This window comes from Pseudomonas sp. NBRC 111123 (assembly GCF_001320205.1).
GTDB classification, from domain to species: domain Bacteria; phylum Pseudomonadota; class Gammaproteobacteria; order Pseudomonadales; family Pseudomonadaceae; genus Aquipseudomonas; species Aquipseudomonas putida_J.
Map to the genome: position 1 here is coordinate 77,360 of NZ_BCAZ01000015.1, position 14,651 is coordinate 92,010.

Consider the following 14,651-nt stretch of genomic DNA (forward strand, 5'->3'; position numbering starts at 1 on the left):
AGCATCAGTACGAATAACCCCGCGCTGCGGATCGCGATAAGACTTGAAGCGACGTAGCAGTTACGCGGACCTTATTTCGATGTTTGGGACCATAGAGAGACCGAACCATGAATGCCCCGCTCCGTGTCAACGAAGCACTGCTGATTGCCGACCACGCTTTCGAGCCCTTCCAGTGTGTAGCCTGGGATGCGCCCAACGGCACCGGCGAACTGAGCCTGGCGGTCATCGACCGGACCAGCACCCGTATTGGCAGCAAGCAAGTATCGTCGCGTATCTATTCGGACCCTGCGCAATGGGCCAGCCTGATCGAGGAAGTGCGTGCCGAACTGTGCCAGAAAGGGTATGACCTGCAGCCTTGGTCGATGCCGAAGTAATAGTGCAGCTTCCCTGCAAGTGTGTGCCAGGCACGCACTTGCATAACTTTACAATGGCGTTGCCAGGCAACTTTCTTATTGCGACAAAGTGTCGCGCCAGCACTTCCCGCCGCCCTTACTTCTTGACCTTGAATTGCTCAAGATGCTGATACTCGGCCTGTAGCTCCGTGGCCAACTGTTGTGCTCGCCCCAGGCGCACTGGCGCCAATTCCATGTCTAGCAGAACGGTGGCACAGGGCATGGGTTGCACGGCGTGCCAACGTTGCAGGCGACCATCGGTAAACACCAGGCAACGCTGCAACTCGTGAGGATGGGCTTTTTGCCGGGCCTGCAGCCAGCGCCGCGCCTGTTCAAGCGCTGCGATCAAAGGTGTGCCGCCGCCAGCGCCCAAGGCCTGCAACCAAGGCTGCAGGCTTGCCGATGCCTTGAGCCCGTGACGCTGCCATTGCGGTGCGCCACCGCTGGCGGTCAGCAGGGCAAGACGGGCGCGTTGCCGATAGGCCTGGTCGAATAGCTCGGCCAGCAAGCCCTTGCACTGCGCCAAGGCCTGATTGCGCCGCGTCGAGGCCGAGGCGTCGACGATCACCAGCCACAATTCATTGGCCTGGGCCTGGCGCTGTTGCCAGCAAAGGTCCTGGCGCAACGTGGGGCGCCCTTTGAGCAAAGTCGGCAGCCATGCCACCCGGCCAGTGGAGGCCGCACGGGCGCGGCCACGGCTGGCACCCGCCAGTTTTCCGGCACGGGGCATGGCATCCGCCACCCTCAAGACAGGCTGGCGGATGCTCAGGGCTTTTTTGCCCAGTTCGGTACCTCTCGCCGCGCGCCACTGCTCACAGGCTGCGCAGGCAGCGCGCCCCAGTCGCCCTGCCCGCCCTCGCCCTGGCTGTCGCGGCCATCAGCCGCGCCAGGCGGCGCAGTGGCCGGCGCCTCAGGCGCCGTACGCCGGCGATGGCGCAAGGCGAACTCTGCCACGGCGTCGACATCGCCTTCTTCGATCGCCTGCCCACCGCGCCAGGCACAATGGGCTCGGGCGGCGCGCAGCCAGACCAGGTCGGCACGCAAACCATCGACACCGGCAGCAAAGCAACGCTCAGTGATCCAGGCCAGGGCCTGATCGTCCAGTGCGATTGCTGTCAGGCCCTGACGCGCAGCGTGGCAGCGCTCTCGCAGCTGCTCCTGGGCGCTGGCCCACTGTTCACAGAACGCCTGTGGGTCGCTATCGAAGGCCAGCCGTCGGCGAATGATCTGCTGACGCGCCTGCGGAGCCGGCAGGCCTTCAAGCACTACATTCAGGCCAAAGCGGTCGAGCAACTGCGGGCGCAACTCGCCTTCTTCGGGGTTCATGGTGCCGATCAGGACGAAACGGGCACTGTGTCGATGGGAAATGCCGTCACGCTCGATGCGGTTGGTGCCACTGGCGGCCACATCCAGCAGCAGGTCGACCAAGGTGTCTGGCAGCAGGTTGACTTCATCGACATACAGCACGCCGCCGTCGGCGTGGGCCAGCACTCCGGGGGAAAACTGCGCCTTGCCCTGGCCGAGTGCGGCATCCAGGTCCAGCGTGCCGACCAGGCGCTCTTCACTGGCCCCCAGCGGCAACGTCACGAACGGGCCCTCGCCCAGCAGGTCGGCCAGGCCGCGCGCCAGGGTGCTCTTGGCCATGCCGCGCGGGCCCTCGATGAGCACGCCACCGATCTTCGGGTCGATGGCGGTCAGGCACAGGGCCAGCTTGAGGTCCTCGGCACCGACCACGGCAGCCAGCGGAAATTGTACGGGTTCACTCATTTCAAGCCTGTTCCTCGCCGTCGAGCAACTGCTCCTCAAGCGCCTCGCGGTAGTCACCGGGGGCTTCCCAGAGCCCGCGCTGCTGGGCTTCCAGCAAGCGTTCGGTGAGGTCGCGCAGGGCCTCGGGGTTGTGCTCGCGCATGAAGTCGCGGGTCGCTGGGTCGAGCACATAGGCATCGGCCAGCGACTGGTAATGATGGTCGTCGATCAGGTGCGTGGTGGCATCGAAGGCGAACAGGTTGTCGACAGTCGCGGCCAACTCGAAAGCGCCCTTGTAGCCGTGGCGTTTCGCCCCGTCGATCCATTTCGGGTTCAGGGCACGGGCACGTATCACGCGGTTCAGCTCTTCCTTCAAGGTGCGGATACGCGGCCGGTCGACCTGGCTGTGGTCGCCGTGGTAGCTGGCTACCGCGGCACCGGACAAGGTCTCCGAAGCCGCCAGCATACCGCCCTGGAACTGATAGTAATCGTTGGAATCGAGCAGGTCGTGCTCGTGGTTGTCCTGATTCTGCAGCACCGCCTGCACCTGGCCCAGGCGCCGGGCGAACTGGGCGCGTGCCGGGGTACCTTCATCGCTGGCACCGTAGGCGTAGCCACCGTGGTTGAGGTACACCTCGGCAAGGTCGTCGCGGTTGTGCCACAGGCGGCCATCGATGGCGTTCTGCACGCCGGCACCGTAGGCGCCAGGTTTGGCACCGAACACCCGCCAGCCGGCCTGACGCGCCGCCTGATCGGCATCCACGCCCTGTGCCTGCAAGCTGGCGCGTTCGTTACGCACCCGGGCGGCCAAGGGGTTGAGGTCGTCGGGCTCGTCCAGTGCCGCCACCGCCTGCACTGCGGCATCGAACAGGCGGATCAGGTTGCCGAAGGCATCGCGGAAGAAGCCCGATACACGCAGTGTCACGTCCACTCGCGGGCGATCGAGCAGGCTCAACGGCAGGATCTCGAAGTCGTCGACACGCTGACTGCCGGTCGCCCACACCGGGCGCACGCCCATCAATGCCATGGCCTGGGCAATGTCGTCGCCCCCCGTGCGCATGGTCGCTGTGCCCCACACCGACAGGCCCAGCTGGCGCAGATGGTCGCCGTGGTCCTGCAGGTGGCGTTCAAGGATCAGGTTGGCCGAGGCGAAGCCCAGGCGCCAGGCCGTGGTGGTCGGCAGGTTGCGCACATCCACGGTGTAGAAGTTGCGCCCGGTGGGCAACACATCCAGGCGCCCACGGCTGGGTGCCCCGCTGGGGCCGGCCGGCACGAAACGCCCGGCCAGCGCAGCAAGCAGGCCATTGATTTCTGCAGCGCCGCACGCATCCAGGTCCGGTGCGACCTGCTCGCGCAGGGCTTTTATCACGTCGTGCACCGGCTGCCATTCGGGCGCGCCGGGCAACGGCACACGCCCCTGAAGTGCCTGTTCGATGATGCGCAGTGCCAACAACTCAAGGCGCTCGCGGGTATCGCCACAGGTGCGCCAGGCACCTTCGTCCACCGCCTGCAGCAGCGCCGGACGCGGGCCTGACCAGGCCTCGCCGAGGTCGCAATCGAGGGGATCGAAGCCCAGCGCCAGCGCCTTGGCCAGGGTGCGCAACAAGCTCGCGTTGCCACCGCGGCCATCGCCGCGCTCCACCCGCAGCAAGGCCAGCAGGGTATCGATGCGCAGTCGTGCCTGCGGCGACTGGCCAAATACATGCAGGCCATCGCGAATCTGCGATTCCTTGAGGTCGCACAGGTAAGTGTCCAGGCGTGGCAGCCACACCGCAGCATCGTCCAGCTGGCCTTCGAGCTGCAACTCACGGTCGATGTGGTTGGCCTTGACCAGCTCGAGAATGTCGCGTTGCAGTTCACGTGCACGGCGCGGGTCAAGCAGCTGGGCTTCGTAGAATTCGTCCGCCAGCTGTTCCAGATGACGCAGGGGGCCATAGGTTTCGGCGCGGGTCAGCGGCGGCATCAGGTGATCGATGATCACCGCCTGGGTTCGGCGCTTGGCCTGGGCGCCTTCGCCTGGGTCGTTGACGATGAACGGGTAGATATTCGGCAGCGGGCCGAGCAGCGCGTCAGGCCAGCATTGCGCGGACAGGCCGACGCCCTTGCCAGGCAGCCACTCCAGGTTGCCATGCTTGCCGACGTGGATGACGGCATCGGCGGCAAAGGCATGGCGCAGCCAGAAGTGAAACGCCAGGTAGCCATGCGGCGGCACCAGGTCGGGGTCGTGGTACACCGCGCTGGGGTCGACCTGATAGCCACGCGCAGGCTGGATGCCGACGAAGGTCAGGCCAAAGCGCAGCCCGGCCACCATCAGGCGGCCTTGGCGGTACATCGGGTCCTGTTCGGGCGGCCCCCAACGCTCCAGCACAGCTTGGCGGTTGGCCTCGGGCAAGCGTTCGAACGCCGCCTGGTAGTCCGTCAGGCTCAGGCTCTGGGCGCAGGGACGCTGGTCGAGGTGCTCAAGATCGTTGGTGACCCCGCCAAGCAACTGATGAATCAATTGCGTGCCGCTAGCAGGCAGCGCGGCCAGCGGATAGCCCTCGGCCTGCAGTGCCTGAAGAATGTTCAGGGCAGCAGCCGGGGTGTCCAGGCCAACGCCGTTGCCAATGCGGCCATCGCGGGTCGGGTAGTTGGCCAGCACCAGGGCTACACGCTTTTGCCCATTGGGCAGGCGCGCCAGTTCGACCCAGCGGCGCGCCAGTTCGGCGACGAAGTCCATGCGTTCGGGGTGAGCGCGGTAACAGACCACGTCGGACTGGCTGCGCTCGCTGCGCCAGGCCATGTCCTTGAAACTCACTGGGCGGGTGATGATGCGCCCGTCCAGTTCCGGCAAGGCGATGTGCATGGCCAGGTCGCGGGCACCGAGGCCCTGCTCGCTGGCTTCCCAACCGGGTTGGTTGTCCTGCGCGCAAATGGCCTGCAACACCGGGATATCTCGACGGAACGGCCGCAGGTTGGGGCGCTCCGGGCTGGACAAGGCAAAACCTGTGGTGTTGATCAACACCTCGGCGCCTACTTCGTCCAGCCAGGCTTCGACCTGCTCCAGGCAGGCACTTTCCTTGAGGCTGGCCACCGCGATGGGCAGTGGGTTAAGGCCGGCCGCCTGCAAGCGCTCGCAGAACACATCGATGAACGCAGTGTTGGCGGCCTGCAGGTGCGAGCGATAAAACAGCAACGGGGCCACCGGGTATTCGGCGTTCCACTGGCTGTACCAGTCTTCAAGCAACGCGCCAGGTTTGCCCGGGTGGTACACCGAAGTCCGCGGCAAAGGCTGCGGTTCGTCCCAACGGTAATCACGCCCCAGCCACTGGTTGGCCAGGCATTTGAACAGGTTCACGGCATTGCTTTTGCCGCCTTGGCGCAGGTAGTGCCAGAGGCGCTCGGCCGGCTCGCCGATGACCGTGCCCAAGCCGGTCAACTCCGGGTCCGGGCGGTCATCGCCGGGCACCAGGATCAGTTGCACGCCCCTTGCCGCCAGTTCGACCAGCTGCTCGACGCCATAGCGCCAGTAGCCGACGCCGCCGTGCAGCGACACCAGGATCACCTTGGCATGGCGCAGTACCTCGTCGACATACAGGTCGACCGAGGCATGGTTCTGCACCTGCATCGGGTTGGCCAGGCGCAGGCTGGGAAAATCGTCCGGCAGTTGCTCGGCGGTTTCGGCGAGCAATGCCAGGTGCGAGTCGCCGCTGCAGAGAATCACCAGCTCGGCGGGTGTCTGGCCGAGGTCGGCAATGCTGTCGTCCGGCACGAAGCCACCGGGCTGGGTCCGCAGCAGGTGCATCGGTCAGGCGCCCAGGGCCTGGCGCAGGCGCGCTTCCAGTTGCACGGCATCGAGGTCCTGGCCAATCAGCACCAGGCGGGTGATGCGTGGCTCGTCGGCGCGCCAGGCGCGGTCGAAGTGTTTGTCGAAACGGGTGCCCACGCCCTGTACCAACAGGCGCATCGGTTTGCCAGGGATCGCCGCGAAGCCCTTGGCGCGCAGGATGCCGAACTCCACTACCAGCTGGGTCAGGGCATCGAGCAGCAGGCTTTCGTCAGCTTCGGGCAGGTCGATGGAGATCGAGTCGAAGGCGTCGTGGTCATGATCGTCATGATCGTCGCCGTCATGGTGGGAGTCGTGGTGGGTGCGGCGGCCATCAATGTGCACCTCGGACTCTGCGCCCACGCCCAGCAGCACGTCCAGCGGCAGCCGGCCGCTGCTGGCTTCGATCACCTTGACCGCTGGCGGCAACTCCTCAGCCACTTCGGCACGGACCTTGGCCAGGCCTTCGGCGTCGATCAGGTCGGCCTTGTTCAGCACCACCAGGTCGGCGCTGGCCAGCTGATCGGCAAACAGTTCGTGCAGCGGCGATTCGTGGTCCAGGTTGGGGTCGAGCTTGCGTTGCGCGTCGACCTGTTCTGGGTAGGCGGCGAAAGTGCCGGCGGCCACGGCTGGGCTGTCGACCACGGTAATGACCGCGTCAACGGTGCAGGCGTTGCGGATTTCCGGCCACTGGAAGGCTTGCACCAGTGGCTTGGGCAGTGCCAGGCCGCTGGTTTCGATAAGGATGTGATCAAGGTCGCCGCGGCGTGCGACCAGTTCGCGCATTACCGGGAAGAATTCTTCCTGCACGGTGCAGCACAGGCAGCCGTTGGCCAGTTCATAGACGCGGCCGCTGGCTTCTTCCTCGGTGCAACCGATGCTGCATTGCTTGAGGATTTCGCCGTCGATGCCAAGCTCGCCGAATTCGTTGACGATGACCGCGATGCGGCGGCCGTGGGCGTTGTCGAGCATGTGGCGCAGCAAGGTGGTCTTGCCCGAGCCGAGGAAGCCGGTAACGATGGTGACGGGGAGCTTGGCCAGTGTTTTCATGTCGCGTTGCCCTTGGCAAGTTGGCGCGGGCACACGGGACGAAAGCCGCGGGCCAGGCCGGCCGGGCTCGTTCGCCACCGGATCACCCCGCCCGGTTGAAAGTCGAAATCGTCTCGAGGCAGGTCTCCTGGCTTGCACCGTTCCAGTTCTTCTCAGGGAAGAAACCAGGGGGATGACGCCTTCCCGCACGTTGGCGCAGTGGCTGTGTCGATCCATTGTCGGTGCTTACAGTTGCGGGGGCAGCCGCGGCTTGTACCGCGTTCCCGTCTTAGCTTCGGCATGGCCGAAGAACCTCGAAGTCGCAAGGCTACGCGGGGGGTGGCGGGTGGTCAACTGTTGGCGGGCAGGTGGTTGCCCAAAGCGTTGCAGCGCCTAAGCGATCGAGCGCCGCCCGCGCGGCGCATCGCGGATGAATCCGCTCCTACGTCTGTTTCGGGCCAGACGCTTCTGTGAGGTCACCGCCGTCGGCCTTGTTTGTTTCATTCGATATCGGAGATATCGCTGCCGCCACCCTATTGGTCTCCAGCCATTTGCCAAGAGGGCGCGCACCAATGGTGCAGGAATGACTGGCCCGAAACAGACGTAGGAGCGGATTCATCCGCGATGCGCCGCGCGGGCGGCGCTCGATCGCATAGGCGCTGCAACACGCTCGGCGAACACCTGCCAGCCTCTACGCGTACACCTTTGCGCCCCCACTCCAACCGCCGAATGAACCCCCGGCACCCGCTGCTGCCTGATGTGGTACCGATTTTCAGCTTATCTATACGAGACAACCCACGCTGTACAACTGCTGCCCCCTCGAAACGGAGCCGGCATGAAGAAAAACCCGCTGAGTCAACGCAAGGACGATCATCTGGATATCGTTCTGGCCACCAGCAATAGCGCCCACGGCGTCGACCCAGGCTGGTCGGCACTGCGCTTCGAACACTGCGCGTTACCGGAAATGGCCCTGGACGATATCGACCTGAGCACCGAGCTGTTCGGCCACGCCCTGCTCGCCCCGCTGCTTATCAGCTCGATGACCGGTGGCGCCGAACGCGCACGCTTCATCAACCAGCATCTCGCTGAAGCTGCTCAGGCACTCGGCATCGCCATGGGTGTGGGTTCGCAACGCGTCAGCCTGCGCAGTGGCCACGACCAAGGCCTGACCAGCGAGCTGCGACGCCTGGCACCGGATGTGCCGCTACTGGCCAATCTCGGCGCCGCCCAGTTGCGAGAGGCAGATGGCCTGGACCTGGCGCGTCGTGCCGTCGACACCCTGCAAGCCAATGCCCTGATCATCCACCTCAACCCACTGCAGGAAGCCGTACAGCCAGAAGGCGACCGTGACTGGCGCGGCGTGCTCAAACGCATCGAAACCCTGACCACCCAGTTGCCGGCGCCGGTGATCGTCAAGGAAGTCGGTGCAGGCATATCACCCAGCGTGGCGCGCATGCTTTGCGATGCTGGCGTCGCCATGATCGACGTGGCCGGCGCTGGCGGCACCAGCTGGGCAGCGGTGGAAGCCGAACGCGCCGGCAACGCCGCAGAGCGCGAGATCGCCCTGGCGTTTGCCGACTGGGGCATCCCGACCGCACAATGCCTGCTCGCCGTACGCCGCGCCGTGCCGGAAATCGGCCTGATCGCCTCCGGCGGTGTGGCCAACGGCGTCGATGCCGCCAAGGCCATCCGCCTCGGCGCCGACCTGGTAGGCCAGGCCGCCAACGTACTGAATGCAGCCATGATCTCCACCCAGGCCGTGGTGGAGCACTTCGATATTCTCCTGGTCCAGTTGCGCATCGCCTGCTTCTGCACCGGCTCGCGCAACCTTGCGCAACTGCGCCGGGCACGCTTGCTGGCAAACAACCTGCCGCCGCCATGAGGCACGTTGCTGTGGCATGATCATCGCCTCCCTTGCCGCTGGGCCACGCGCATGCTGATCGACGAAGAACTGACCCTGAAAAAGCTCGAGACCTTCCTCGCTTTCATGCGCAGCGGCAACCTCGGCCGCGCCGCCGCCGAACTGTCCACCAGTGCAGTCAGCGTGCACCGCGCCATCCACTCACTGGAAAGCGCCCTGCGCTGCCCGCTTTTCAAGCACGAAGGCCGCCAGCTGATCCCGCTGGAAAGCGCCTACGTGCTGGAAAAGAAAGCCCGCCAGCTGATCCAGGACGCCGAGCAGATGGTGCGCCAGACCCGCGAGGCCGCCGGTTTCTATGCCGAGCGCTTTCGCCTCGGCGCGCTGTATTCGCTGACCGTCAAGACCGTGCCCAAGCTGGTGATGGGCCTGAAGCTGCGGCGCAGCGAACTCAACATCGACCTGACGCTCGGCTCCAACGTCGACCTGTTGCAACGCCTTAAGAACCATGAGCTCGAAGCCATTCTGGTATCACTGGATGAAAGCGCGGCAGACCCGGCTTGCGAACAGCTGCCGCTGTTCTCAGACGACATCTTCCTCGCCGTGCCCACCGATTCACCGTTCGCCGAGCAGCAGGAAGTGGACCTGGCGGACCTCGCCGACTCCACCTTCATCACCCTGACCCAAGGCTTTGCCACCCACCGCGACGGTGCACGGGTGTTCCAGCAGGCGGGGTTCGAGCCGAAGGTGGCGATGCAGGTGAACGACATCTTCACGCTACTGAGCATGGTCAGCTCGGGAGTGGGGTTTGCCCTGCTGCCGGGGCGGATCGCGGCGGTGTACGAGAACCGCGTGAAGTTGATAGCACTGCAGGCACGGTATCGGTTGCAGCAGCATATCGGGGTGGTGTTTCTCAAGGCCCGGGAGCGCGAGCCGAATTTGTTGGCCTTGTTGGCAGAGTGCCGGATGTATAGCCGGGCCAATTGAGCCAGGCTGCTGGGGCCGCTTTGCGGCCCTTTTCGCGACCCAAGGCCGCGCCTACAGTCGGTCGCGATCCCTGTAGGCGCGGCCTTGGGTCGCGAAAGGGCTGCAAAGCAGCCCCAGGATCTCAGCCCACCAACCCTCTGACGCAGAAATACAGAATCGAAGGCCCCATCAAGCACCCAAGCCCGGTATGGAAGGTGGCCGTCAGCGCACCATAGGGCACCAGCCGCCGATCGGTCGCCGCCAGTCCTGCCGTCACGCCCGACACAGTCCCCGCCAACCCACCAAACACCATGGCCGAACGCGGGTTGTCCAGCGCCAGCAACCGCGCCGAAACCGGCGTGAACACCATCACCAGAATCGCCTTGATCAACCCGGTGGCAATCGACAGCGCCACCACATCCGAGCTCGCCCCAAGCGCAGCCCCGGTCACCGGCCCGACGATATACGTCACTGCCCCGGCGCCGATGGTGGTCATACTCACCGCATCGCGGTAGCCGAAGGCATAGGCCACCGCGCAACCAACGATGAACGGCAGCACCGTGCCCAGCAGCAACGATACCGCCCCAATCAACCCGGCCTTGCGTGCTTCGGTGGCCTGCACCTCGAAGGCCGTTGCGACGATGGCGAAGTCGCGCAGCATGGCCCCGCCCATCAAGCCGATGCCGGAGAACAGCGCCATGTCGGCCAGCCCTTTTTGCCCGCCAGTCACGGTACCGCCGACCCAGGCCAGCACCAGGCCGATGACGATGGCGATCGCCGAGCCGTGCACCCGACCAAACGTCAGGTACTTCGACAGCAACACCGACAACCACATGATCCCGCCGACCAGCGCGAAGGCGGTGATCAGGCCGTTGTGTTCCAGGGCATTGTCAATGATCGGCCACATGATCAGCGCCCTCCTGCAGGGGCAACCTGCGCAGTGGCGACTTCAGGCGCCTCAGGCGCCGGCAACGGCTCGCCGCGATGGCTGCGGCTGATCACGGCAATGGTCAGCCCGCACACCAGCACCGCACCGATGGCCGCCAGCAGTGCCACCGGCCCACCGTGCAGGGCGGTGACCACGTTCTGCTGGGCGGCCATGGCCACCACCACCGGGATGTACATCGCGCCCCAGAAGCCGACGCCGAACTCGCATTCCTTGCTCATGCCGCCATTGCGGTGCATGTACAGCCGTGCGCAGATCAGCAGGATCATGGCAATGCCAACCCCGCCCACATTGGATTTGATGCCCAGCAGCACGCCCAGGAAGTCGCCGACGATTACGCCGGCCAGCGTGCATACCGCCAGCAGAGCCACACCATAGATGATCATTGTTGTTGTCCTCAGCTTGAGTCGAAGTTGCTTGTTGTTGTTCTTCGAGTTGCAGCGCCGTCATCGGTTGTCGGCCACCTCCTGACGCAACAGCGCGTCGACGGTGTCCCAGCGGGTGGCTTCGAGGGCCAGCACCCTGCCCTGTTCGAACACGGGACGGGCCAGGCCGCTGAGCACGCTGCCCGGCGGCATTTCCAGGTGCAGACGCACGCCGCGTTCATAGGCGTTGCGCAACGTAGCACGCCAGTCGACCAGCCGCGCCATGTTGCCGGCCAGGTCTTCGCGCAGGCGTTGTGGGTCGAATATCGGCCGCGCACTGCTGCCACTGAGGTAGGTAATGCGTGGGCGGCGCAGCTCGACACCGGCAAAGGCAGCCGCCAGTTCGCGGGCCGGGCCGTCGAGCAACGTGCAGTGGGACGGCACGCTTACCGCCAGGCGCCTGGCAACGCCCTGGCCGCGAGCGCGAGCCCTGGCGGCGACTTCGGCCATGGCCGTATCGCTGCCGGCGATGACGATCTGGTTGTCGCTGTTGAGGTTGGCCAAATACACCTCACCGCCCACTTCAGCCAGCAAGTGTTCGACACTGCTCACGTCAAGGCCGCTGAGGGCGGTCATGCCGTAGCCCTGCGGATAGGCACGCTGCATCAGCTCGCCACGCAGCGCCACCAGCCGCACTGCATCAGCGAACGCCAGGGCGCCGGCCGTCACGGCGGCGGGATAAGCACCGATCGACAACCCGGCAACATACTCCGGTGCCGGGCTGCGCCGCAGCAGCCAGCGTGCCCAAGCCACCCCGGCCAGCAGTAGGCAGAGCTGCACGGCACGGGTCGATTGCAACGCCTGAGTGCTGTCCAGCGCCAATACCTGCTCGCCCAGCACATCACTGGCCTCTTCCAGCAGCAGCGAGGCACCCTCAGGCAGGCGCTGCAACAGGCCTGGCTGTTGCGCGCCCTGGCCTGGGAAGGCGAACAGACTGCTCACGCTGCACACTCCAGCGCGTGCCACGGGTCCGCTACCAGGCGTGCGCCATGGGCTGATTTGAGCAGGACCCGGCGCGCCACCCCCGCCCACTCCCGCAGGGCCACGGCACCTGCAGGCGTTTCCAGTTGCACATCGATCCGGCACGGGCCGCAATCGAGGATGTCCAGCAGCTCCTTTGCCTTGGCCCGCGTCATGAATTGTGGCGTGCGCACCAGCAGGTCGAGGTCACTGGCGCCATGCACGACAGTGCAGCCGGTGGCCAACTGGTAAGCCACACCTCCCGTCGGCCCCCAGGCCAGCCCGCAGGCATCGAGTACGGGCGTCACCGAGGCCAGCGCCTGCATGGCTGGCCAGGGGCTTTCACCCGCCCAGCGCAGTGCCTCTGGGCGCAGTTGCCGCTGCACATCGCTCAAGCGCATCAGCGCACCCAGGCGCTGTTCCCGCCCCTGCCCCCGCACGCCCACTGCCACCCAGCCAAAGGCGCATTCGGCACGCCGTACCACCACCGGCTGCCCGGCGGCCAGAGCCTGCACGGCCCAGGCAGGCGCATCGGCAGGCAAGTCGGCCAGCGGCATGCCCCAGAGCAGGTCATGTGGCTGCGGCAAGCTCATCTCAAGCCTCCTGCCACTGGCTGCGCAAGCGGGCACGTACGTCACGGGAGGCACTGCGGTTTTCACCGTCCAGCCGCGATTTCAGGTCAGTCGAATGGCCAATATCACGTACAGCCGCGGCCAGGCAGGCGCGTACCTGTGCGATATCGGCGGCACTTGGCGCGTCGGCGCTCTCGACCTGCAGGCGCCGCCACAGCAAACCCAGTGACGCATAGCTGGCGAGGTCATAGGCCATCGGCGGCACCTCGGCGGCCAGCGCCTCCAGCTGTTCGACACTGCGCAGGGTAATGCGCGCGGCCGCCGCCTTGCCCATGGCATGTACCATCACCCCGCTGTCATCCAGGGCGATCAGCCGCTGCGCCTGATAGCCGTGGGCCAGGAAGGCGCCGGACATGGCTTTGCCGACCAGCAGGCCGATCACCGGGTGCCCTGCCAGCCGTGCCTGAGCGTAGGCCTGCACGGCGCCGGCCAGTGCCTGGTGGATACCCAGGGCTTCTTCACGGCGGCCGTAAGCCTGGCTCGGCACATCGATGATCGCGACGATGGCCCGCTTCTCGCCTTCGCGGTCCAGCGCGAGCGCATCGCTCACGGCCTTGGCCAGGCCCCAGCCTTCAAGCAGGCCGACTTCGCCAGTGCGTGCCCGTGGGAACGGGTTGTGCGCGTCCGGTACCACGGCAATGAAACGTGCCAGGCGGTTATCCAGTTCGCCGTCGACCACCTGCAGCGAGGCAGGATAGCCCGCCAGTGGTTCGCCACCGGCCAGGCCCGGCAGCCAGTTCAAGGCACGGTTCATTGGGCTTCTCCTTGATAGAGGGCACGCACGGCGGCGGCGTCCAGTTGCGGGCAATCGGCGCCCAGGCTGGCCAGGCGCTCGAGGAACCAGACATGGCGGCCCGCGCGGTTGGAGGGTGGCGTGGCCAGCAGTTGCAGCAATTGCTCGCGGATGCTGTCGACGTCGTCCGCCACATAGGCATCCACCAGGCCGCTGGCGTAGCGTTGTTCGCCACCGGTCAGGCTCCAGATGAACGGGCGGTCCTTGGCGTCGTACTCGGCGATACCGGCCTCCTGCTCGATCACTTGCGGGCCATTGAGGCCCAGGCGTGCTTCGCGGGTGACCAGCAAGTGGCTGCACAGGCCGGCCGCGATGGACATGCCGCCAAAGCAGCCGACCGAGCCTGCGATCAGGCCGATCACCGGTTGATAAGCGCAAAGCTCGACGATCGCTGCCTGGATTTCGGCAATAGCCGCCAGGCCAAGATTGGCCTCTTGCAGGCGCACACCACCGGTTTCCAGCAGCAGCACCGCGCAGGTGGGGAGACCGTTGCGGTTGTCCTCGATGGCCAGTTCCAGGGCACCGGCGATCTTGGCACCGCCCACCTCACCCATGCTGCCACCCTGGAACGCGCCTTCGATGGCGGCGATCACGGTATGGCGGCCATTCAGCAGGCCCTTGGCGATGACCACGCCGTCATCGGCCTGGGGCACGATGCCTTGACGCGGCAGCCACGGCGACATCAGGCGGTCGAACGGGCCGAGCAGTTCGCGGAAGCTGCCAGCGTCGAGCAAGGCGCGGGCACGCTGGCGGGCGCCGAGTTCGACGAAGCTGCGGCTTTGCAGCAGGCGGGCGGTGTCAGTCATGGGCAATCTCCTCGAAACCTTGCTCCAGGCGCAGGCGCACGACCCCGGGGGTGGCGCCGAAGTCGTGGATGTCGATCTTCACGGCAGGTAGCGTGCGGCCATCGAACAGGCGTTGGAACAACTGCTGCCAGCGTGCGCTGCTGCCGTTTACCGAGGTGACCACCTGGATGTCCAGACGGCCGGCGCTGCCGGGCTCGATCAGCACTTCCAGGTCGCCGGAGCTGACGCAGCCGACCAAGGTGCGGCCACGGCCAGGCTCGGCGGCGGGGAATTGAAAGTTCAGGGTTTCCATT

Annotated in this window: 14 protein-coding genes and 1 riboswitch; of the genes, 3 read left to right on the forward strand and 11 right to left on the reverse strand. The window is 65.9% G+C overall.

Features of this window, described 5'->3' with window-relative positions; genetic code table 11:
* Nucleotides 1-107: 107 nt before the first annotated feature.
* Nucleotides 108-374 carry a hypothetical protein gene (locus APH27_RS10430; RefSeq protein ID WP_027919312.1) on the forward strand — a complete coding sequence of 89 codons (267 nt, stop codon included), beginning with the start codon at nt 108-110 and terminating at the stop codon, nt 372-374.
* Between the two features lie 115 nt (nt 375-489).
* Here the strand turns inward: APH27_RS10430 and APH27_RS10435 are convergent, their stop codons facing one another.
* The 4 genes from APH27_RS10435 to cobW are packed head-to-tail and all read right to left on the reverse strand — an operon-like array spanning nt 490 to nt 6,993.
* Complete coding sequence (locus APH27_RS10435) at nt 490-1,122, reverse strand: VWA domain-containing protein (protein ID WP_060484741.1); 633 nt, start codon at nt 1,120-1,122, stop codon at nt 490-492.
* Between the two features lie 35 nt (nt 1,123-1,157).
* Entirely contained in the window at nt 1,158-2,159 is a 1,002-nt protein-coding gene (locus APH27_RS10440) for an ATP-binding protein (RefSeq protein WP_027919310.1), read from the reverse strand.
* A 1-nt stretch (nt 2,160) separates the two neighbouring features.
* A complete protein-coding gene (cobN, locus tag APH27_RS10445; RefSeq protein ID WP_060484742.1) occupies nt 2,161-5,922 on the reverse strand; it encodes a cobaltochelatase subunit CobN in 3,762 nt (1,253 codons plus the stop codon).
* Nucleotides 5,923-5,925: 3 nt separating this feature from the next.
* Complete coding sequence (cobW, locus tag APH27_RS10450; protein ID WP_060484743.1) at nt 5,926-6,993, reverse strand: cobalamin biosynthesis protein CobW; 1,068 nt, start codon at nt 6,991-6,993, stop codon at nt 5,926-5,928.
* A gap of 99 nt (nt 6,994-7,092) precedes the next feature.
* Nucleotides 7,093-7,304, reverse strand: a riboswitch (cobalamin riboswitch).
* A 503-nt stretch (nt 7,305-7,807) separates the two neighbouring features.
* Between cobW and fni the strand changes: the two genes are divergently transcribed.
* Both fni and APH27_RS10460 read left to right on the forward strand, forming a co-directional pair.
* Entirely contained in the window at nt 7,808-8,854 is a 1,047-nt protein-coding gene (gene fni / locus APH27_RS10455; RefSeq protein WP_060484744.1) for a type 2 isopentenyl-diphosphate Delta-isomerase, read from the forward strand.
* 51 nt (nt 8,855-8,905) lie between these two features.
* The gene (locus APH27_RS10460; RefSeq protein ID WP_060484745.1) at nt 8,906-9,817 is read left to right on the forward strand and encodes a LysR substrate-binding domain-containing protein; all 912 of its coding nucleotides are present in this window, start codon (nt 8,906-8,908) and stop codon (nt 9,815-9,817) included.
* A gap of 121 nt (nt 9,818-9,938) precedes the next feature.
* Here the strand turns inward: APH27_RS10460 and madM are convergent, their stop codons facing one another.
* The 7 genes from madM to APH27_RS10495 are packed head-to-tail and all read right to left on the reverse strand — an operon-like array spanning nt 9,939 to nt 14,650.
* Nucleotides 9,939-10,703: a malonate transporter subunit MadM gene (gene madM / locus APH27_RS10465; RefSeq protein ID WP_027919305.1), complete on the reverse strand. Its 765-nt coding sequence runs from the start codon at nt 10,701-10,703 to the stop codon at nt 9,939-9,941.
* Nucleotides 10,704-10,705: 2 nt separating this feature from the next.
* On the reverse strand, nt 10,706-11,128 hold the full coding sequence (madL, locus tag APH27_RS10470; protein ID WP_060484746.1) for a malonate transporter subunit MadL: 423 nt from the start codon (nt 11,126-11,128) through the stop codon (nt 10,706-10,708).
* Nucleotides 11,129-11,188: 60 nt separating this feature from the next.
* The gene (gene mdcH / locus APH27_RS10475; RefSeq protein WP_060484747.1) at nt 11,189-12,109 is read right to left on the reverse strand and encodes a malonate decarboxylase subunit epsilon; all 921 of its coding nucleotides are present in this window, start codon (nt 12,107-12,109) and stop codon (nt 11,189-11,191) included.
* Complete coding sequence (locus APH27_RS10480; protein WP_060484748.1) at nt 12,106-12,720, reverse strand: malonate decarboxylase holo-ACP synthase; 615 nt, start codon at nt 12,718-12,720, stop codon at nt 12,106-12,108. The genes mdcH and APH27_RS10480 overlap by 4 nt, the downstream gene beginning before the upstream one ends.
* Before the next feature lies 1 nt (nt 12,721).
* Nucleotides 12,722-13,513 (reverse strand): biotin-independent malonate decarboxylase subunit gamma, encoded by a 792-nt coding sequence (gene mdcE, locus APH27_RS10485; protein ID WP_060484749.1) that lies wholly within the window; start codon nt 13,511-13,513, stop codon nt 12,722-12,724.
* On the reverse strand, nt 13,510-14,358 hold the full coding sequence (locus APH27_RS10490; protein ID WP_060484750.1) for a biotin-independent malonate decarboxylase subunit beta: 849 nt from the start codon (nt 14,356-14,358) through the stop codon (nt 13,510-13,512). Before APH27_RS10490 ends, mdcE begins: the two co-directional genes overlap by 4 nt.
* Nucleotides 14,351-14,650: a malonate decarboxylase subunit delta gene (locus APH27_RS10495; protein ID WP_060484751.1), complete on the reverse strand. Its 300-nt coding sequence runs from the start codon at nt 14,648-14,650 to the stop codon at nt 14,351-14,353. The genes APH27_RS10490 and APH27_RS10495 overlap by 8 nt, the downstream gene beginning before the upstream one ends.
* Between the last annotated feature and the right edge of the window lies 1 nt (nt 14,651).

Excerpts from the sequence above, each read along its gene's own strand:
- mdcE (WP_060484749.1), bottom strand. The coding sequence starts at position 13,513 with ATGAACCGTGCCTTGAACTGGCTGCCGGGCCTGGCCGGTGGCGAACCA.
- APH27_RS10460 (WP_060484745.1), top strand. The coding sequence starts at position 8,906 with ATGCTGATCGACGAAGAACTGACCCTGAAAAAGCTCGAGACCTTCCTC.
- cobW (WP_060484743.1), bottom strand. The coding sequence starts at position 6,993 with ATGAAAACACTGGCCAAGCTCCCCGTCACCATCGTTACCGGCTTCCTC.
- APH27_RS10440 (WP_027919310.1), bottom strand. The coding sequence starts at position 2,159 with ATGAGTGAACCCGTACAATTTCCGCTGGCTGCCGTGGTCGGTGCCGAG.
- APH27_RS10430 (WP_027919312.1), top strand. The coding sequence starts at position 108 with ATGAATGCCCCGCTCCGTGTCAACGAAGCACTGCTGATTGCCGACCAC.
- APH27_RS10480 (WP_060484748.1), bottom strand. The coding sequence starts at position 12,720 with ATGAGCTTGCCGCAGCCACATGACCTGCTCTGGGGCATGCCGCTGGCC.
- fni (WP_060484744.1), top strand. The coding sequence starts at position 7,808 with ATGAAGAAAAACCCGCTGAGTCAACGCAAGGACGATCATCTGGATATC.
- APH27_RS10435 (WP_060484741.1), bottom strand. The coding sequence starts at position 1,122 with ATGCCCCGTGCCGGAAAACTGGCGGGTGCCAGCCGTGGCCGCGCCCGT.
- APH27_RS10490 (WP_060484750.1), bottom strand. The coding sequence starts at position 14,358 with ATGACTGACACCGCCCGCCTGCTGCAAAGCCGCAGCTTCGTCGAACTC.
- APH27_RS10495 (WP_060484751.1), bottom strand. The coding sequence starts at position 14,650 with ATGGAAACCCTGAACTTTCAATTCCCCGCCGCCGAGCCTGGCCGTGGC.
- madL (WP_060484746.1), bottom strand. The coding sequence starts at position 11,128 with ATGATCATCTATGGTGTGGCTCTGCTGGCGGTATGCACGCTGGCCGGC.
- madM (WP_027919305.1), bottom strand. The coding sequence starts at position 10,703 with ATGTGGCCGATCATTGACAATGCCCTGGAACACAACGGCCTGATCACC.
- cobN (WP_060484742.1), bottom strand. The coding sequence starts at position 5,922 with ATGCACCTGCTGCGGACCCAGCCCGGTGGCTTCGTGCCGGACGACAGC.